This window comes from Vibrio splendidus, from assembly GCF_003345295.1.
Taxonomy (GTDB): Bacteria; Pseudomonadota; Gammaproteobacteria; order Enterobacterales; family Vibrionaceae; genus Vibrio; species Vibrio splendidus_K.
On record NZ_CP031056.1, the window covers coordinates 1,279,038 to 1,298,452 of the forward strand.

Consider the following 19,415-nt stretch of genomic DNA (forward strand, 5'->3'; position numbering starts at 1 on the left):
GGACTTATATTATGTCACTTTGATGAACGCACTCTACTCTACCCATTCCATATTTATAGCTTGAAGCTACTCGCGATCATTAGCGCTTGTTTACGCTAAAGGGGTATACGCGAACGACATATGTACTGTCACCTTACACCAAGTACAACAAATTACTCTACACATTTTGAAGCAGATCATGGTCAAACGTTTGCTTCGGGCATTTGAGTGCTTTCAACCCACCAGTCGTAAATTATAATTTACAGTGGATATTTTTAATTACATTAGACATTGCATTTGGAATTAAACTCAATCAGAATACTTTAAAATCGAGATATTCTTTGGGTTTATGCGCTTAAGCTAGAAGAATTACAATGAAAACACACCCTAACGTAAAGAATTATATACAATGAATAAATCAAAGGTTTTTGGTAGTACTTTGATCATTGCAGGCACCACTATTGGTGCTGGCATGCTCGCTCTTCCACTTGCTTCTGCAGGTATTGGCTTTTCAACCTCACTTTTTCTAATGCTTGGCTTATGGGCTCTAATGGCCTTTACTGCATTGTTAATGGTAGAACTACATCAATTCGCTGATTCTGACGCAACCCTACATACGCTAGCTGACAAAATTTTAGGGACAAAAGGTAAGTGGATCGCTAGCTTTGCAGTTATGTTCCTTTTCTACGCTCTGTGTGCAGCTTATATCGCAGGTGGTGGTGCGCAGTTTAATCAGCGTATCTCGGATATTTCAGGCTTTGAGCTTAATGGCCAAATTACAACCCTTCTATTCACACTGTTAGTTGCTGGCGTTGTGACGATTGGTACGCACAGTGTTGATAAAGTTAACCGCGTTTTATTCGGACTTAAACTGATTGCGATGGTACTGGTACTCAGCTTCCTAGCACCAAACATCACCTCTCAATACCTAATGAGCATGCCTTTACAGCAAGGGCTGATTGTTGCTGCAATTCCAGTTGTGTTTACCTCTTTTGGCTTCCACGGCAGCATCCCTTCAATTGTTCGATACCTAGATGGTGACGTTCGATCTCTACGTAAGGTCATGATTGTTGGTTCTGCACTGCCTTTGGTCATCTATGTTTTCTGGCAGAGTGTGACTCTAGGTGTGATCAGCCAAGAGCAGCTTTTGTCGGATACAAGCTTAGGCGCACTATTAGTCTCATTGTCACAAACCGTTCATCAATCAAACCTTAGCGTGATCGTTGGCGTATTCGCAGACCTTGCACTGCTGACTTCTTTTATTGGTGTGAGCTTGGGGTTATTTGAATTCATGGGGGATTCACTGAGCAAGAAACTAGGCAGTGCAAAACGCGTTAAAACGGCCGCTATCACTTTCTTACCGCCATTAGGTTTTGCCTTGTTCTACCCACAGGGTTTCATTACAGCTCTGGGCTACGCAGCCATAGCACTTTCAGTGCTCGCAATTTTGCTGCCGACAGTGATGGTATACAAGATTCGTTACACGGATTTCTCTGTAGAACCTCAAGGCACAGAAGCGACTTACCAAGTGCTCGGTGGAAGTAAAGCGTTGTTTTTAGTTGGCAGCGTAGGCGTTTTTATCATTGCGATTCAAATCCTTATTTCAGTAGGGTTATTGCCTTCTCTAGGCTAATAAACCCATAGAGAACAAAAATACTTGATAGATATCTCATAAACGATATGTTGGTATCATTAATTTTCACAATTAGTCGATTGGCATCACATTTTTATTGAGGTCGGTTATTTAGAGTCCACGGTAAAGGATTTACCGTGGAGTTTTTATGAAAGAAGTACAATTTCGAACGATAGATAAACTGTTTATTAAAATGTCTATCAACGACAAGTTTTGGGTCATTTTCTTGATCTTTTTTGCCGCTGTGGCAAGCCTCGCTGGCCTCAACTACGTCAACAATATGGAACAAATTGACGCGAGTGCAAAACAGCAGGTTGAATATCAATTGCAAGGCATCTTATCAGCGTCAGATTCCCCTGCTTCCGTGCGTTCAGTTAGCCAACAAACACGTCCTCAAGAAACAACCATATTGAAAAGTGGTGCAGTTACAGCAACAGCCATTGCGCAAGATGGTAATTACTACTCTCTTACCGTTTCAAATCTCGATACACAGAATCAAAAGCAACAAGCACTGTACTCTTTATTACTCAGTTTTTTGTGGTGTATGCCTTTTGGTCTTTTCTGTTACTGGGTGGCGACTTTTCTAGGCGGCGCACTTTGGGTGCTTTACTCAACCACTCAAAAGATTGGTGATGGCGACTTAACATCACGCCTTGGTTTCCACCCTGGACGTGATGAGTTCGGTACGATTGGTTGTGCACTTGACCGTTCAATGGACACGCTTAGTGAGCTAGTCAACAACGTAAACCACAGTGCAGCGACACTAAGCGAAACATCGGCTTCTTTCGAAACAGAGATGAAGCGCAGTGAAACACAAATCATGAGCCAGAATGCGTCTCTAGACTCTGTTGCTACTGCCATGGATCAAATGACCGCTTCAGCCAATGAAGTCTCTAACATTTCAGCACGTTCAACTGAACAAACTGAACAAGACGCGCAGCAAATCAACGACAGCCATACGAAAGTTCAACAAGCCATCTCAGAGATCACCACGCTCTCTTCTTTGATTGAGCAAACCTCATCTTCAGTTACCAGCTTGAATGTGAACACTAGTCAAATTAATGAAGTGATCACGACGATCAACGCAATTTCAGAGCAAACTAACTTGCTTGCACTGAACGCGGCGATCGAAGCTGCTCGTGCGGGTGAACAAGGCCGTGGTTTCGCTGTTGTTGCTGATGAAGTAAGAACGCTTGCAAGTCGCACTCAGTCGGCTACGGTTGAAATCCAAGCGATGATAGAACGCTTACAGCAAGAGAGCCAAAATATCGCTAAGATCACCGAGCAAACGGTCGATCAAGCGCAAACTAGCAGCCAACTGATTTCAAACATTGGGGACGATGTAAACTCGATTGCCGACTCAGCTCAAGCGCTAATGGATATGAGTATTCAGATTGCAACCTCAGCGGACGAGCAAAGCAACGTCGCGAACACCATCGCAGCTGAGCTTAACGATATTCGCAGTCAATCCGATGTGATTAAAGAAGTGGCTCAAAACTCTTCAAATGGCGTGTCGACACTGACAGACGCATCAGTTTCTTTGTCTAAAACTTTGGCAAGATACCGCACTTAGATTTGAGTGTTCACTTAGGCTGACCAAGTTAAATTCAGCGAAACTAAAAAGGACTCATCATGAGTCCTTTTTTATCGACGTTCGTTAATAGCAGCGTCCGCCAATAGTAACGCCCGTTTATAGCAGCGTCCGTTAATAGCAACTTTCACTAATAACAACTTCCCTTAATAACTACAGGAAACACATGGTCTTTAACGATGAGATTATCATTACCATGAAGCAAGTCGCAAAGGCGAGATTATCAAGTGTCAAAACTGTCTAATATTCGAGCTTAGGGGTAATCTAATTAAACGGGTCTTTTTTCGCTTACCCTCTTGCTGCAGGTGACACATAATGAATAAAACAGAAACACCAAACACCGACGACATTACATGCCCTTTATGCCAACACGACGAATATCTACTCTCAGAAAGTGGAGAAAAGTTTACTTGTGCCTCTTGCGGTTTTCACACTAAACAATTTAGTAAGGTAGTCAGCCTTCAGCTAGGCTCTACCCCACCAAAGCTGCAGGGTTCGGTATTCCACCACTTGAGCAGTGTTTGCCATTAATCCAAACCGAAATCTCTTCCAAACTGTAGATATCCTGAGCCGCTACCTCTGATGAGTCGGCTTCGGGATCTACGATTGATTCATTAATACTTGGGCGCAATCGGAATGATTGAATACCCGCACGAACACCCGCTTCAATTCCTTTCAAAGTATCGTCCACATAGATACACTCATTGGGTAAAAAGCCCATATTCATGGCTGTATACATAATCAGGTCAGGTTCTGGCTTCCAGCTGTTGGCATCAAAAGCTGAAAACACTTTACCTTTAAAGTCATCAAGCATTCCTGTCATGGCCAATGAAGATTCAACCCGAGACTTAGGCGCATTAGAAGCGATACAAAATTCGATGTCCTGTTGCTTTAGAAATTCAATGAGCTCGATAGCACCATCCATCGGCTTTAAATGACGTTGGAACAAGGCTTCTAATTCAATACGATATAACGGCTCAAGCGTATCAATCGAGATAGATAGCCCTAAACGTTCCTGTGTATCCATTAAGATGTCGGCCAGCTTTCCACCTTGAAAGTGCGCATAGCAGTCATTAACGTTTAGCTCCGCCCCAAAGCCGGTGAATACATTCACCAAGGCTTGGCAACAAAGCTTTTCGCTATCGATGAGTGTTCCATCACAATCGAAAATTACACATTTAGTCTGTTCTAACCGCATAGCTCTCTCACTCGCATTGAATTCAAGTTTTATCCTATAGTGTTCTTTCAATGCGCGGGATGATTGAGATAACAGTTTACAGACACAGGCTTATTTCTCTTCGCGAAATATGGGCTTGATCACCTTATGGCTCGACATAAGCAACAGCTTTCATCAAATTAACCCAGAATCTGCGAAACCAAATACTGCAAGGTTTACATAAATGACTTAATTTCAGTGGAAAATATAAATTGCCACGTCCTAGTCGGATTATGGCGAATTGATAAAGAAACCAAGACTTATAGACTATTCAGATAGAGCGAGAGTTAGCTAACAACCGACTCTTCTAATACCTTAACTTCAATCGAAGGTACAGACGCATATTCTACAGTTCCAGTATCGGGATACGAATCTCGGATGGCGACAAACTCGGGCAAGTGTTTCAGTAGCAGTTTGGTTAGTTTAGGGTCAAATTGATAGCCACACTCTCTATCGAACAAATCGACGACCATCTCTAATGGCCATGGCTCTTTGTAGCAGCGGGCACTAAGCAATGCGTCAAATACATCGGCTACCGCAGTAATGCGAGCAAACAAATGAATTTGTTCACCTACCTTACCATTAGGGTATCCAGTGCCATCCCAACGCTCATGATGTTCGTTAGCAATGATTGCTGCGAGGTTGGTAATATCACCCGCTCCGCTCTTCAGTAAATTGTAGCCCGCAGTGGTGTGAAGTTTCATTACATCCCACTCTTGGTCTGTCAATTTACCTGGTTTATCCAAGATAGATTCCGGAACCGAAATCTTACCTACATCATGCATCGGGCTTATGATCTCAATCATCTCGACCTCGCGATGGCTCAAGCCACGATACTTGGCAAGCAATGCGGATAACTTGGCTACACGCTTAACGTGATTACCCGTCTCGCCAGAGCGAGTTTCAATGGCTTCACCCAACACATGAATCATGTCCTTTTGAACATTCAAAGTTTGTTTCTGTAGAGCAAGGATTCGCTTGTTCTTTTTTGCCAACTCTTTCTTTTGGCGCAGGGTAATAAATTGCATCACGATAATCACGCTCAGCCCTGTAATGACCATGATTAAGCCCAACAACAATTGAAAGTTCTTTTGTAAAAAGGAGGAAGGCTCGTTAACAATCACAGATCCTGTCGGCAGTACATTATCACCAATACCAAACTTTTTAAGCGCCGGATAATTGAAAACAAAACGCTTGTTGTCACCGGGAACTAAAGGTGTAGAAAAATTAAGAGGCACATACTTATCCAATGCACTAACGGCCTCTTCGCCCATACTTCGCGAGTGGTTTACATAACCTCCGAGTACATCACCGACTATATTAAACTGCCATAACGCAAACACTGGTGCGGCGCTCGATGCAGATAAGGTTTCCGCGACCTCTTGATAGGTATGATATACACCTTGATCTAACTCAGTATTGTAGTGGCTCAGTAAGACCGCATCGTCAACAGAGACCCCTTTCAAGAACTCACTTGTTTGCTTGAGCGACAAATCGCGTATTTCTACCAAATTAATCGATGGAAAGTCTGCCATAATATGGCTTATATCTTTACGGATTAGCTCAGAAGTGACACTGTAATCATTGATGAAATAGAGGTTCTTTAGATTAGGTCTTAGTTTAGAGATCAGCTTAATATTGACGTCTATCTGATCGTTTTCATAAAGCACAGTCGCTCTATCAGACACCGCATACATATCGGTGCTTATGTCATTGATACCCGCCGCAACAATAGGTGTCGCACGGTCAATCAACGCACTCAGTGATTCAAGGAAATTAGCCGCATTATCGTCAGTCGCAATAACACCATCAAATTTATAACCTGCGTATTTGGCTTGTAAGTAATCGGTGAGAGAGTGGTAGTACTCAGAGCTATGGACGCGCTTTGTATCCAAATACTCGATTGAGAGTTTAACTTCGGTTTGAGATTGGCTGAACGCACTGTCTATCCCTTTCTGAAAGTCAGCAGTCCATTGGTAAGAAGGTTCGTATGAGTGTAAAACTAGGATGCGTTTGATATCCCAGTCGGTAGCAAAACTGACTGTAGAAAAAGCGCTAACACACAATACAGCGATTGATATCAATAGCTTGTACATACAAAACCCTTTATAAAAGACGGGGTATTGTACTTAGATTAACGCTTTCTCAAAGAATCTTTAGTTCTCGACCCACACTTTATCGTGAGAAGCATGATCTTGTGCCCAAAAATCATGTAACTGCTTAGCAAAGCCGTTGATATCTTGACCGTTTTCAATAATCACGTCGGAGATCAACAGAGAGTCTTCCACTTCTGTGACAATAGCACTCGCCACAACATCACCATTTTGAGTTCCAATGTATAAAACATGCTCATCAGATAACATAATCTGACTCAAGAACTCAAGCATATGTGCCCTTTCGGTTTCATCGTGATAAACACTGGCTTGGTTAAGTGAAAAAAGTACCGTCAGTTTATGGAAATCGACTTTATGCAGTTCATCAATTTGGGAAGGAATTTGATCTTGAGCGAGGAGTTGGTAATTCTTGGATGGGAGTCTGCTTTTATAAAGTTCTCGACCTAGCAAGCTCTCCTTTGCGGGATAAGCAATGTCGAGTTGGCTAAACAGCCATTGGTTTTTTTTATGTGCGCTTTCAGGTATTTCGTTATTCATTCTTTTAGTACCTAAGATTAGTAACCCCAAATATCACAGTTATTTGGGAGACATATGGTCGGCGTAGGAGCCGAGCTACATGCAGAAAGGATACAGAGCATGACTAACGCCAACAAGTACTTTAAATGCTTCATATTTTTCATTCTCTCATAACATCCTTTAAGAACTCGGTGAAAAGCTCTACACTCGTATTCAAGCTTTCAATATCCTTATAGTAAACAGAACTATATAAATAAAAAGGACTTCTTATGAAAAAAGCCTTAATAGCAGCAGGTATCATCACAATGTTGGCAGGCTGTTCGGACAACGAGGTTGGCGACGTCTCTTTGGGATTCTTCACAATGAAGGATATCAAAATGTCATCTTTAGATGATGATAAGATCGAAGGTGTGACTTGTCACATTGCATCAATCGAAGCAAATCTTAGCCTTTCTGATCCAAGCGATAGCTCTATCTCTTGTCGTCAAACGGGCGAAATCACTCCAGAAATGATTGCTAAAATAGACAAAAGTAAATCAGGTGAAGTGGTATTCAAGCAGTCGAAGAGTATCTTCTTCAAAACGATGAAGGTACGTCGTATCTACGATGCTGAGAATCAATCGCTGCTTTACTTGTCGTACACAACCAAAGAAACAGAAGGCAGTTTCAAACATAGCCTTTCAACCGTTCCTCTTTGGGGTACAAAGGCTTACGTAGATCCGACAACACTCGTTCCAGCCGAATAGTCTCACACGAACGGTCTGAAGCAAGAGTAAGCTGAATCACCTGTACAGACATTGCGCAGGTGATTCAAAATGTAATAAAAATGAAAGAAACAGAAACAAAATGTGATATCATGCGGCAAAATTTTTTCACTGTATTTGTCATATGAAATTTCCTGGACAGCGTAAATCTAAGCACTACTTTCCAACTCACGCCCGTGATCCGTTGGTCAACCAAATTCAACAAACACCTAAGCTTCACCGCGCAACAATTGTCGGTGTGGGTCAAACTATTGTTGATATCGAGGCCCGTGTTGACAACGCGTTCCTAGAAAAATACGAGCTGAGTAAAGGTCACTCACTAGTATTGGAAGAAAGTAAAGCAGATGCGCTGTATGAAGAATTAGTTCAACGCGGTTTGATCACGCATCAATACCCTGGCGATACTATCGGCAATACATTGCACAACTATTCCGTACTTGCAGACAGTAAATCTGTCCTGCTTGGCGTAATGTCTAAGAAGATTGAAGTTGGCTCATTTGGTTACCGCTACCTTTGCCGCACTTCTTCTCGTATGAACTTAAACCACCTACAAACCGTTGATGGTCCAATTGGTCGTTGTTACACGCTCATTACCGAAGATGGCGAACGTACGTTTGCGATCAACGAAGGACACATGAACCAACTACTCCCTGAAAGTATTCCTGAACAGATTTTTGAAAAAGCGTCTGCATTGGTTGTGTCTTCATACTTAATGCGCGGTAAGCCTGAAGATCCGATGCCAAAAGCGGTACAAAAAGCGATTGAATACGCGAAAGCGCACAATGTGCCAGTTGTACTGACGCTTGGTACGAAGTACGTGATCGAAGGTAACGCTGAATGGTGGCAAGAATACCTGAAAGAGAACGTAACCATCGTCGCAATGAACGAAGATGAAGGTGAAGCATTAACGGGTGAAAAAGATCCTTTGCTAGCGGCGAACAAAGCGCTTGAGTGGGTTGACCTAGTTCTCTGCACTGCAGGCCCTGTCGGCTTATACATGGCAGGCTACACTGACGAGCCAGCGAAACGCGAAACAACACTACCGTTATTACCGGGTAACATTCCTGAATTTAACAAATACGAATTCAGCCGTGCAATGCGTAAGCAAGACTGTAAAGACCCAGTAAAAGTGTACTCTCACATCGGCCCTTACTTAGGTGGCCCACTTGAGATTAAAAACACAAACGGTGCTGGTGATGGCGCGCTTTCGGCACTTCTACATGACATGGCGGCGAACAGTTACCATCACGTGAACGTACCGAATTCAGAGAAACACGAGCACGCGTGCTTAACTTACTCGTCACTGTCTCAAATTTGTAAGTACGCAAACCGCGTAAGCTACGAAGTATTGACTCAGCACTCTCCTCGCCTTTCTCGTGCACTACCAGAACGCGAAGATAGCTTAGAAGAAACATACTGGGATCGATAATCAACCATGCCAGGTTGTTAACTCATCAAAGTTGATGACCAGCTAGATTTTCCATTCCTGAAGGGCTGCTATATGCAGCCCTTTTTGTATTCAGCACTAATATAACTGCAGCTGAAGGTAGTCACATCGAATATTTTGCTCGTTTAACATTTGATCTCGCGCAATGACTCTTTAGATCTGTTATCTTCCAGCACATAATTCGTGTGGTTTGCCTTTACTTGGCAAATTTATACAGTACTATCGCCACGCAAACGTTTACGTACCACCTTTCGGTTCTGATATAAGGATCAAATATGCTGTCTGATATTGATATTTGTCGCTCTACTCCCCTTAAAAACATCAGTGAAGTTGCCAAACAAGCTGGCCTGCAACACAACGAACATCAGCCATTAGGGCAATACAAATCTAAAGTGTCTCTGACATCACTTGAACGCCTCGCCAAGCAACAAGATGGTAAATTGGTCGTGGTGACCGCTATCACACCAACGCCTCTTGGCGAAGGCAAAACCGTCACTACTATTGGATTAGCACAAGGCCTCGCAAAGATTAACCAATCTGCGATGGCCTGCATTCGCCAGCCTTCAATGGGCCCAGTTTTTGGTGTTAAAGGTGGCGCAGCCGGTGGTGGTTACTCTCAAGTCGCCCCTATGGAACAATTAAACTTGCACCTCACCGGTGATATTCATGCTGTGACAGCCGCTCATAACCTCGCCTCTGCAGCCATTGATGCACGCTTGTATCATGAGCAGCGTGAAGGATTAGAAGCCTTTGAAACACGCTCTGGCTTAAAATCATTAGACATCGATCCAAGCAGAATCGTGTGGCGCCGTGTACTCGACCATAATGACCGTGCATTGCGCATGATCACAGTAGGCAAAAACGAAGCAGACAAAACAATTAATGGTCTTGAACGCGAAGATGGTTTTGATATCTCAGCCGCTTCAGAGCTGATGGCTATTCTCGCGCTGGCCGATGATCTACAAGACCTACGCAAGCGGATCGGCCATGTCGTACTCGCATATAACAATCAAGGTTCGCCATTAACCGCAGAAGACTTTAACGTCGCGGGCGCTATGACAGTAACGATGAAGGACTCTATTGAACCAACATTGATGCAAACCCTTGAAGGTGTGCCAACGTTGATTCACGCAGGACCTTTCGCAAACATTGCACATGGTAACTCTTCAATTATTGCCGATAATATTGCTCTAAAACTCAGTGATTTTGTTGTGACTGAAGGCGGCTTCGGCTCTGACATGGGGTTTGAGAAGGCGTGTAACATCAAGGTTAAAGCGTCGAACAAGAAGCCCGATTGCGCCGTAGTTGTCGCAACATTACGCGGATTAAAAGCCAACTCTGGTTTATACGATTTGAGACCGGGTACTCCATTGCCTGATTCAATCTTTAATGACGATCAAGACGCGCTCACAGCAGGCTTTGAGAACCTTAAATGGCATATCAACAACGTTAAACAATACCAAGTACCTACTGTCGTAGCGATCAATCGATTCCCACAAGATTCAGCTCAAGAGCTCGATGCTTTGAAACAAATGATCATCGACTTTGACCCAAGCGTTAGCGTTGAAGTAAGTGAAGCTTTTGGTCAAGGTGGCGAAGGTGCAATTCAGTTGGCTCACGCCGTGGTAAAAGCATGCCAAACAGAGAGTAAATTTAAGCCTTTGTACTACTCTGAGCAAAGCTTAGAAGAGAAACTGATGGCAGTCGCTGAAGTCGGATACGGCGCAGCCAGTATTTCACTATCACCACTGGCAAAAAAACAACTGACTGAGTTCAACCAACACGGCTATGGCGACCTATCGGTTTGTTTGGCGAAAACGCCATTATCGATTTCAACAGAAGCTCAAATAAAGGGTGCACCCACTCAGTTTGACGTACCCGTTAGAGAGTTAAAACTGTGTGCTGGTGCCGGCTTCATCTACGCTTTGTGCGGCAACGTAATGACCATGCCAGGTTTACCTGATAAACCGGCTTTCATGTCATTAGATATTGATAGCAATGGAAATATTATCGGCCTAAGCTAGGTGTCCTTAGCTAGATAAACGGCAATTAATCGCGATTAATTGGGCTCAAGCTTCAGAGCGGCGTTCTATATTGAGCAATCATTTCATAACGAAGTGATTGCTCAACAATCAAGCTTAAATGCAAAAAGTTGCACTAAAATCGTAGTTATATGCAAATCTTGTTTTAAGTTCTGGGTTAAGATCACATTAAAAACCCCATAAAATATATAGTATTGCGCTGATTCTTTGAGGACAGTGATGAATACGAGTATAAAAAAACTAGTCAGCCAATTTCTATGCACCATATTTGCCCTAGGATTAGTCCCTGCCCTCTACATCAATTCTGAACTTGACAGAATTGATGCTCAGCATACTCTAAATATTAAGCAGTCTAGCCAAAACCAAATCGAATACAGTTTTCACGAACTGGCCGTTATTGTTGAGCAAATATCTAATTCTGTTCCTTCCATCGCAGACTCTCAAACGTTACTTCGCGCAATTGAAGAACCATCAATTGTTCATAAACAAGCTTTGCAAGATCTGTGGGTGATGTTAGCTCGCGGACAACAATACTATTCTCAACTTCGCTACCTCGACCTAGAAGGTAACGAGGTTTACCGTATCAACTACAACAACAATAAAGCGACAATAGTTCCTGAGAATAAACTGCAGAACAAATCAGCTCGTAGCTACTTTAAAGACCTCCACCGACTGAAGATTGGAGAAGTAAGCTCCAACGGTATCGATTTAGAGATTGAGAATGGTGAAGTCGTCCATCCTTTGATGCCAGCCTTAAGGATAATGACACCCGTCGCCTCAGAAGATCGTATTATTGGCTACTTTATTGCTAACCTTAATATGCTCGAGGTCTACGACCGCCTTCTTTATCAAATCGGCACATCATCAGCCGTCCCTGTCATTCTTAACAGAACCGGACATGTCATCATGGGCCCTGATATCGAAGAATCGTTTGGGCATCTTATTGAATCTCGTTCAGATAAAACCTATGCGAAGCTTTACCCAGAGCTTTGGAAAGCCATTCAAGAAAATACCTCTTCTAGCTACTTTGATGGTAAAAACTGGTATTTTCACTCAGATATCAGCCCTAAAATAAGGCAATTTAAAGGACCAATTTATTTGGTTCTTCATGTTGAAAACCAACAATTTAGCAGCCAATACCGACAAGAAAAACAAGCCATATTCGTGCAGATCATTACCTTATCTTTCTTAATTTCGATGATCTCAGCAGGTTTTGTGCTTTGGAACAGTAACCATAAAAAGAACAGCATCGATAGCCAACTGGCTAAAGCCGCGATGAATGGCATGTCAGCCTTGGTAATTACTGACCGAAATAACCGAATCATCAAAGTAAACCAAGAGTTTACTCGCGTGAGTGGTTACGATTTGGAAGATGTAAAAGGACGTCAGCCTTCGATGTTTGCCTCTGGTCGCTACAATCAAGAGTTCTACATCAAGATGTGGAGCATTATCACTAAGACGGGAGTTTGGGAAGGCGAAGTGGTCAATCGCCGTAAAGACGGGTCTTTGATCACTGAAATATTACGAATCCAAACCATCAAAGATTCGAAAGATGTGATTCAGTTTTACGTCGCTTCTTTTGTTGATATTAGTAAACACAAAGAACTCGAAAAAAAGCTCAGAAATCTAAGTGAAAAAGACGCATTAGCTGGTTGCTGGAATCGAAGAAAATTTGACCTTGAACTTCGTGACGAATGTTCTCGTGTTAATCGTTACCCTACTCGCGAGCAATCTTGCTTAGCTATCTTGGATATTGACTACTTCAAACGCATTAACGACAGATTTGGGCACGATTACGGTGATCGAGTCATTCAAACAGTCGCTCAAGTACTTCAGCGTGAATGCCGTGAAACAGATTTTGTTGCTCGCATTGGTGGCGAAGAGTTTGGTGTTATTCTGCCTCACACAACAACGGAAGGAGCTGAATACGTTCTCAACAGGCTGAGAATTGCAGTCAGCCTTGAACTCGATAACGTAGTCACTGTGAGTGGCGGCATTACTAACATCACCAACGATCCAGCACTGAACTACAAGTGCGCTGATTTAGCGTTATACGAAGCTAAAGCAGCAGGTAGAAACAATGTATGCTTATTCCTAGACAAAGAAATGAGTGAAATAGCCTAACAATAGACAGTACAAGCACTCTTGTTAGGCTCTCGATCAACTTGGGGCCGGATAAAACTCTAACTTGTTCCCTTCTACCACCAGAATACAATCCATGTTCGCAGCATGAGCAGCTTGCTTACCTAAGTTCGTATCTTCAAACACAACACACTGCTTTGGCTGTAATCCCATACCAAAACACGCATCTAAGAAGGTATCTGGATTGGGTTTGTGATTCTTAACATCTGTTGCTGTCACTAGGATATCGAGCTTGCTCAAGATATCTGTTTTGTCCAACAACTGTTCGGCACTTTTACGTTGGCTGCCCGTTCCAACCGCAATCTTTTTGCTGCCTAAATGCTCTAATAACAGAGAATGAGTACAAGGGATAATATCCCCTTTATCTTCAATAGCCGCAAACGACGCCATCTTAAACGTAGAAACCGCTTGTGGGTCGAGCGATAAACCGTACTTACTGTTCACTTCACTGGCGATCTTATAACTCGGCATGCCACCTAAGCTATGCAGCCAAGACGCTTCAAAATGAAAACCGAATTCTTCAGCCGTTTGCTGCCACGCCTTTACATGTGCTGGCATCGTATCGATCAACGTACCATCCATATCAAAGATTAATCCATCATATGCCGTTAAATCTATTTTCATCACTACTACCACTGTTTGAGAAAGTTACTGATACCATAACCAATATTCAGTATCATGACCCCATATTACCGTTCAAAATGGATGTTTATGTTACAAATATCTAACTCTGTTTCGATTCAAGACTGGGAACTTCAGTTAACCGCGATCAGAGCACAAGGAGCCGGCGGCCAAAACGTCAATAAAGTATCGAGCGCGATACATTTGCGTTTTGACATCAAGCACTCCACCCTACCAGATTTCTATAAAGAGAAACTGCTTGCACACAAAGATAGCCGCATCACTAAAGATGGCGTGATTATCATTAAGGCGCAGCAGTATAGAACTCAAGAACAAAACCGTGATGATGCTTTGGTGCGTTTGAAAGAACTTATCTTGGAAGCAACAAAAGTTCAAAAAGTAAGACGAGCGACTAAGCCGACGCGTGGCTCTCAGAAAAGACGTTTAGAAGGAAAGAAACAAAGAAGCACCACCAAGCAACTGCGCGGAAGAGTAGAATAATTGTTTCATGTCATCAGTGAACACGTCACCCATCAAACAACCGTTCTAACTCTATTTATTTAGAGAAAAGACGATACCTATTAGACCAAAACGCTACGGCTGCTTTTTGACCGACAAAATCAGCTTGATTAACAACATGCGCTCTTCGCTGGTCAGTAAACGACTGACCGCCGCTACGTCTTCCGCTGTCGCTTGTGATGCGCCAACAACATCCAGTACCACATCTAAATCGGTAACTTTCAACGTCCTCGTGAGCGAACGATACTGAGACATTTTGATATCAGCTTCACCACGCTCGATTCGTTGATAAGTTTTTAAACTCATTCCCGCGCTTGAGGCTAATTTTTCCTGGGACAAATTGGCGAGCTTCCTACGATCAATCAGCGCCATGATTATGGGTTCTTGTGACATAAGCTTATCCTCAATAGACAGTTATGACCTAATTTCAGCAAGAAGCAGACCATATTGACTCGCAACGGTTTACATACGCCATTAAAGGCATATTATTCGATTATTAAAAAACGTTACGTTTCATAAACTTTGACACTTAGATCGGTCGTGAGCGTACAGGCTAGTAAACTTGAATATTCAAGTGTTGGGAAATAAGAAAAATTGCAAATTGCGAATAATGAAGACGTGAAATTGGAAATTGCGAATCGCTATACATTGGCATTTCCTTGCATAAAGCACGCATTAGAATCAGAAAATACTCGCAATCAAATTATCGCGGTACAGCATAGACTACTCACTTACAAAGAAGTGTTGTTGCACGGGAACATGTTGGAAGACAAGGAATTAAGACAGGCTTTTTCTGCGTTGAACCAAAATGAAAAAGATGTCGCGCAAGGCGGTATTAAAAGCATCAACGATGCAATAAAAGAGATGGACGAGATTCTGGAAAGGTACAGCCGTAAAGCAGTTGTAGAACTAAGCAACTAAGCGGGTAAATGACTAAACAGCTAAACCTGCAGACATAAAAAAGTCGACGCTATCGTTAGATACAGCGTCGACTTGTTCACAACATTGAAGTTCTAACGTAACACGGTTTTTCTAAGACCCGCGAACAACATCAGCATACCTAGCAAACCAAATGAAACACTACCACCACTGCTACCAGAGCCAGTCGATGTACGTGCATTCACATAAGCTGTTCGCTTAGCATCAGTAGAAACAAACTTAGCGGTTTCAGTACCAGCAATAACACTGTCAATCCAAGCTTCATAGTCTTGGATTTCCGTAAATACAGACGTTACTGTTGAACTTCCACCACAAGTATCTGGTCCAAAGCTGGTAATACCAACTTGTCTGTAATCAGCACCATCTTTCCAATACACTGGGCCGCCTGAATCGCCTTGACACGTACCACCGTACAAACCAGAAGTAGCCCTGTCACCAACAAAACAGATTTGATTATCAGTTAACGCTGAACCGTCAGTAAAGGCTGAAGCACAAGTAGCGTTGTCTACGTAATTCAAGTCAGCCTTCTGCAACAAAGTTGTCCCATCAAAGCCTGATCGTGTATCACCATGCCCAACAGCAACAAAGTCATTAACACCAACACGGTAACTCTCATCGGAAGGGCGCTTAACCACATCGTTAACTGAATCGATATTAAGTGCGTTTTCTAACTTAAGAATAGCAACATCATTGCGTAATAGATCACTCAACGCATTTGAATAATCACTGCGATAGTAAACTTCTGAGACTCGCGCTTTTTGAATGTTCCCATTAGGAAACTGAGAAGTATCTTCAATTTGAGGAACGACAACCGTAAATAACTGCCCTTCTTCATTGCCGTAAATACAGTGTGCTGCCGTCAGAATATGCGTTGGATCTAAAATTGTTGCTCCACAGTAAGGGCCTGTAGAGTAAACACCGTCATAATCAATACGATCAATGAACAAGCTCGCCATCGAAGGAAACTCAGTGACCGAAGCATTGCTACCATTCACGATATAAGGTGTTACACCCGTATTAGGAGTACTTTCGACCGAGTTTTCTGTCGCCATAACACTTGATGTGTAAATCAATGGCACTAAAAGCCCTAAAACGGCTTTACGAACCGGACTCACTGCATAGTTCACATTCATAGTTAACTCCTTGTAACCGCTACGACTTATTTATAAAAATGATATGTGGACACCATAACACGGCGTAACCCTGAGTATAGTAAGTATTTGCAACGATATGGCCACATCTCTCATTTTATAAACGGATTTATCGACAACTTATCTCAGCCAATCATCCTAAGTTTTATACGTTGCGAAAAACAAAAAAGCCTACCGTTAACACCCTCAAATACAGAGAAGCAAACAATAGGCTTTGATTTAGCTTAGTGGTTTCTCTTAAAAGAGATTAGCCACGGTAGTAACGTTGAGGTACGAAAGGCATTTTTTCTACTGTCATTGGTAGCTTCTTGCCACGAACGTCAGCGAATACTTCAGTGCCAATTGCTGCTAGGTCTGTACGAACGTACGCCATAGAAACAGGCTTGCCAGCGTTAGGACCCGCAGTACCGCTCGTTACAACGCCAATCTTGTTGTCTTCAGCATCGAACAATTCAGCACCTTCACGTACTGGGGCTTTAGTTTGACCCACTAGACCGACACGTTTACGTTGAACATCTTTCGTTACGATTTGCTCAAGGATAATATCAGCGCCTGGGAAACCGCCTGCACGTTCACCGTCAGTACGACGAACTTTTTGAATACCCCATAGAAGGCTAGCTTCTACTGGTGTTGTCGTTGTGTCTAGGTCATGACCGTATAGACATAGACCACATTCAAGACGAAGTGAGTCACGAGCACCAAGGCCGATCCACTCTACTTCTGCTTCTGATGTTAGTTTACGAGCAAGTGCTTCAGCGTGATCGTTAGGTACTGAAATCTCGTAGCCATCTTCACCTGTGTAGCCACTGCGGCTCACGATGCACTCTACACCATCGATATCCACTTTTTGAACATCCATGAACAGCATGTCTGCAACACTTGGTTGGAAACGAGCTAAAACTTCAGACGCTTTAGGGCCTTGAAGTGCTAATAGAGCGCGATCATCAATCACTTCCATTTCTACGTCAGCTGGAAGGTGCGCAGTTAGGTGGTCGATATCTTGTGTTTTACAAGCCGCGTTAACAACAACAAACAGGTGATCGCCTAGGTTAGCCACCATCAGGTCATCCATAATGCCACCCTGCTCGTTAGTAAAGAACGCATAGCGCTGCTTACCAGAAGGAAGGTCAATAATATCTACAGGAACCAAAGATTCTAAGACAGCTGCTGCGTTTACGCCATGAAGACGAAGTTGCCCCATGTGAGAAACATCAAAAAGACCGGCAGCATCACGAGTGTGTAAGTGCTCTTTCTTTACACCTAGTGGATACTGAACTGGCATATCGTAGCCAGCGAAAGGAACCATTTTTGCACCCTCTTCAACATGAAGTGCATGCAGTGGTGTTGTAAGTAGGTCTTGATTAGCGTGTTCTTGAGTCATTTTCTTCTCCATGAAGCGTTGCAGGCTTTTCAAATCGAGTCTGCCGCTTATATCTCTATTTAGAGTCGCTTCTAACGATAAGTCTCATCATTAGTCACCTCAGCGTATTCGCGTTAGTCACCTTGACGTCTTAACTTTAGAAACAGTAGATAGTAAAAAGTGATGTCTTTTATATAGGCTTATATCGTTAGCTTGATAAATCAGGTTAGCTGTACAAAAGCTCTACAAGTCACTTTCTAAGAATTCACTTCAGTAAACTTCAATCAACATGAGTAAACCGTGTTCACTATAATAAACAAGCATGAGTCAGTTTTACACCCTTAACAATAGTAAAACAGTTCAAAATGTGACATTTAACAATTTAAAAACAATTTTTCGATACATACAAAAACGCGATATTGATGATTATCACATCAATATCGCGTCTTTTGAACAACGTTAGAAACAAAAGCAAACGGTTGCATTCACTATAAGAAATTCCAACTTTGTTAATTTATTTTGCTGTCACCCACAAAATGAGCGCGTCTTCTGCGCTGGTAGAAATTAGCATATGACCCATATTGGCATCGTAATACATGCTATCTCCTTCACTCATTGGCACAGGTTCATAGAATTCTGAGTAGAACATCACATCACCAGAGATGATCATCAAAAACTCTTCACCGTCGTGACGTACCCAATCGTTATACTCTTCAAAAGTACGCGCTCTCACGCGGCTCTTAAACGGCATCATCTTCTTATTAGAAAGCTCTGTTGCAAGCAGTTCATGCTCGTACGTTGGGGTTGGGTGAGGTTTACCTTGGCCAGCCTTAGTTAAGTCACGACGCCCTGTTGCGACCTTTTTCCTTGGTGGCTCAAACAGTTGGGGCATATTTATTTGTAAGCCCATCGCTAGTTTTTGCATAGCCTGAAAGGTTGGCGAGATTTGCTCATTCTCAATTTTGCTGAGCGTAGAGCGAGCCAAACCTGTTCTTTGGCTAGCTTCTTCTAACGTAATCCCAAGCTTGCTGCGTATATCTTTAATACGCTGGCCAAGCCTCAGAGGTTCGATATTCTGGTCTAACGTTTCTTTCGCTAACGTTAAAGATGGGTACTCATCATAAATGTCTTCTGACATAGGTCCCTCATTATATTTTTACATCCTGTCTATTCATTTCATTGTTGCATGAAGCGCTTTGTTGATTAAAGAGCACACACAGAAATAAAGCGTGCTCCCCGTAGCAAAACAAGAAAAGTTGTTTCCTATTGGAAATTTTTGTTGAAAATTGATTTTATCGGAGCTATGTTATCGACTTGTTAGATGAAGAGATGCTACTTCAGCTTGCAGCAAATGATAGATTTAACATTTGTAAGAGCTGTT

Annotated in this window: 16 protein-coding genes; 8 read left to right on the forward strand and 8 right to left on the reverse strand. The window is 42.6% G+C overall.

The genetic code is table 11. The features are described 5' to 3' along the window. Nucleotides 1–388: 388 nt before the first annotated feature. Together DUN60_RS21370 and DUN60_RS21375 are read left to right on the forward strand one after the other, a co-directional pair. Nucleotides 389–1,612 carry an aromatic amino acid transport family protein gene (locus DUN60_RS21370; protein ID WP_114635379.1) on the forward strand — a complete coding sequence of 408 codons (1,224 nt, stop codon included), beginning with the start codon at nucleotides 389–391 and terminating at the stop codon, nucleotides 1,610–1,612. A gap of 148 nt (nucleotides 1,613–1,760) precedes the next feature. After that, nucleotides 1,761–3,185: a methyl-accepting chemotaxis protein gene (locus DUN60_RS21375; RefSeq protein WP_114635380.1), complete on the forward strand. Its 1,425-nt coding sequence runs from the start codon at nucleotides 1,761–1,763 to the stop codon at nucleotides 3,183–3,185. A 490-nt stretch (nucleotides 3,186–3,675) separates the two neighbouring features. Here DUN60_RS21375 and DUN60_RS21385 read toward each other — a convergent pair whose 3' ends face one another. The 3 genes from DUN60_RS21385 to DUN60_RS21395 all read right to left on the reverse strand — a co-directional run bounded on the left by DUN60_RS21385 (nucleotide 3,676) and on the right by DUN60_RS21395 (nucleotide 7,070). After that, on the reverse strand, nucleotides 3,676–4,401 hold the full coding sequence (locus tag DUN60_RS21385) for an HAD-IA family hydrolase (RefSeq protein WP_114635381.1): 726 nt from the start codon (nucleotides 4,399–4,401) through the stop codon (nucleotides 3,676–3,678). Between the two features lie 305 nt (nucleotides 4,402–4,706). Continuing rightward, entirely contained in the window at nucleotides 4,707–6,515 is a 1,809-nt protein-coding gene (locus DUN60_RS21390; RefSeq protein WP_114635382.1) for an HD domain-containing phosphohydrolase, read from the reverse strand. A 60-nt stretch (nucleotides 6,516–6,575) separates the two neighbouring features. Further along, the gene (locus DUN60_RS21395; protein WP_054546913.1) at nucleotides 6,576–7,070 is read right to left on the reverse strand and encodes a hypothetical protein; all 495 of its coding nucleotides are present in this window, start codon (nucleotides 7,068–7,070) and stop codon (nucleotides 6,576–6,578) included. Nucleotides 7,071–7,318: 248 nt separating this feature from the next. Here DUN60_RS21395 and DUN60_RS21400 point away from each other — a divergent pair, with 248 nt between their 5' ends. The 4 genes from DUN60_RS21400 to DUN60_RS21415 all read left to right on the forward strand — a co-directional run bounded on the left by DUN60_RS21400 (nucleotide 7,319) and on the right by DUN60_RS21415 (nucleotide 13,426). Continuing rightward, the gene (locus DUN60_RS21400; protein ID WP_114635383.1) at nucleotides 7,319–7,795 is read left to right on the forward strand and encodes a CreA family protein; all 477 of its coding nucleotides are present in this window, start codon (nucleotides 7,319–7,321) and stop codon (nucleotides 7,793–7,795) included. A 142-nt stretch (nucleotides 7,796–7,937) separates the two neighbouring features. Next, nucleotides 7,938–9,242, forward strand: coding sequence for an inosine/guanosine kinase (locus DUN60_RS21405; RefSeq protein ID WP_054546914.1), 1,305 nt, complete (start codon nucleotides 7,938–7,940; stop codon nucleotides 9,240–9,242). 293 nt (nucleotides 9,243–9,535) lie between these two features. Then, nucleotides 9,536–11,284 carry a formate--tetrahydrofolate ligase gene (locus DUN60_RS21410; RefSeq protein ID WP_114635384.1) on the forward strand — a complete coding sequence of 583 codons (1,749 nt, stop codon included), beginning with the start codon at nucleotides 9,536–9,538 and terminating at the stop codon, nucleotides 11,282–11,284. 237 nt (nucleotides 11,285–11,521) lie between these two features. Beyond that, a complete protein-coding gene (locus DUN60_RS21415; RefSeq protein WP_114635385.1) occupies nucleotides 11,522–13,426 on the forward strand; it encodes a sensor domain-containing diguanylate cyclase in 1,905 nt (634 codons plus the stop codon). 36 nt (nucleotides 13,427–13,462) lie between these two features. Here the strand turns inward: DUN60_RS21415 and DUN60_RS21420 are convergent, their stop codons facing one another. Continuing rightward, nucleotides 13,463–14,068 (reverse strand): beta-phosphoglucomutase family hydrolase, encoded by a 606-nt coding sequence (locus tag DUN60_RS21420; RefSeq protein ID WP_114635386.1) that lies wholly within the window; start codon nucleotides 14,066–14,068, stop codon nucleotides 13,463–13,465. An 87-nt stretch (nucleotides 14,069–14,155) separates the two neighbouring features. Between DUN60_RS21420 and arfB the strand changes: the two genes are divergently transcribed. Continuing rightward, on the forward strand, nucleotides 14,156–14,566 hold the full coding sequence (arfB, locus tag DUN60_RS21425) for an alternative ribosome rescue aminoacyl-tRNA hydrolase ArfB (protein ID WP_004730912.1): 411 nt from the start codon (nucleotides 14,156–14,158) through the stop codon (nucleotides 14,564–14,566). 93 nt (nucleotides 14,567–14,659) lie between these two features. On the opposite strand, the gene DUN60_RS21430 is transcribed toward arfB, so the two are convergent. Continuing rightward, a complete protein-coding gene (locus DUN60_RS21430) occupies nucleotides 14,660–14,977 on the reverse strand; it encodes a helix-turn-helix transcriptional regulator (RefSeq protein ID WP_065206071.1) in 318 nt (105 codons plus the stop codon). Nucleotides 14,978–15,178: 201 nt separating this feature from the next. Between DUN60_RS21430 and DUN60_RS21435 the strand changes: the two genes are divergently transcribed. Beyond that, complete coding sequence (locus DUN60_RS21435) at nucleotides 15,179–15,505, forward strand: hypothetical protein (protein WP_065206070.1); 327 nt, start codon at nucleotides 15,179–15,181, stop codon at nucleotides 15,503–15,505. Between the two features lie 92 nt (nucleotides 15,506–15,597). On the opposite strand, the gene DUN60_RS21440 is transcribed toward DUN60_RS21435, so the two are convergent. The 3 genes from DUN60_RS21440 to DUN60_RS21450 all read right to left on the reverse strand — a co-directional run bounded on the left by DUN60_RS21440 (nucleotide 15,598) and on the right by DUN60_RS21450 (nucleotide 19,172). Continuing rightward, a complete protein-coding gene (locus tag DUN60_RS21440) occupies nucleotides 15,598–16,656 on the reverse strand; it encodes a S1 family peptidase (protein ID WP_114635387.1) in 1,059 nt (352 codons plus the stop codon). Nucleotides 16,657–16,921: 265 nt separating this feature from the next. Further along, nucleotides 16,922–18,055, reverse strand: coding sequence for a glycine cleavage system aminomethyltransferase GcvT (gene gcvT / locus DUN60_RS21445; protein ID WP_114635388.1), 1,134 nt, complete (start codon nucleotides 18,053–18,055; stop codon nucleotides 16,922–16,924). Nucleotides 18,056–18,548: 493 nt separating this feature from the next. Then, nucleotides 18,549–19,172 (reverse strand): helix-turn-helix domain-containing protein, encoded by a 624-nt coding sequence (locus DUN60_RS21450; RefSeq protein WP_017074374.1) that lies wholly within the window; start codon nucleotides 19,170–19,172, stop codon nucleotides 18,549–18,551. Nucleotides 19,173–19,415 lie beyond the last annotated feature (243 nt).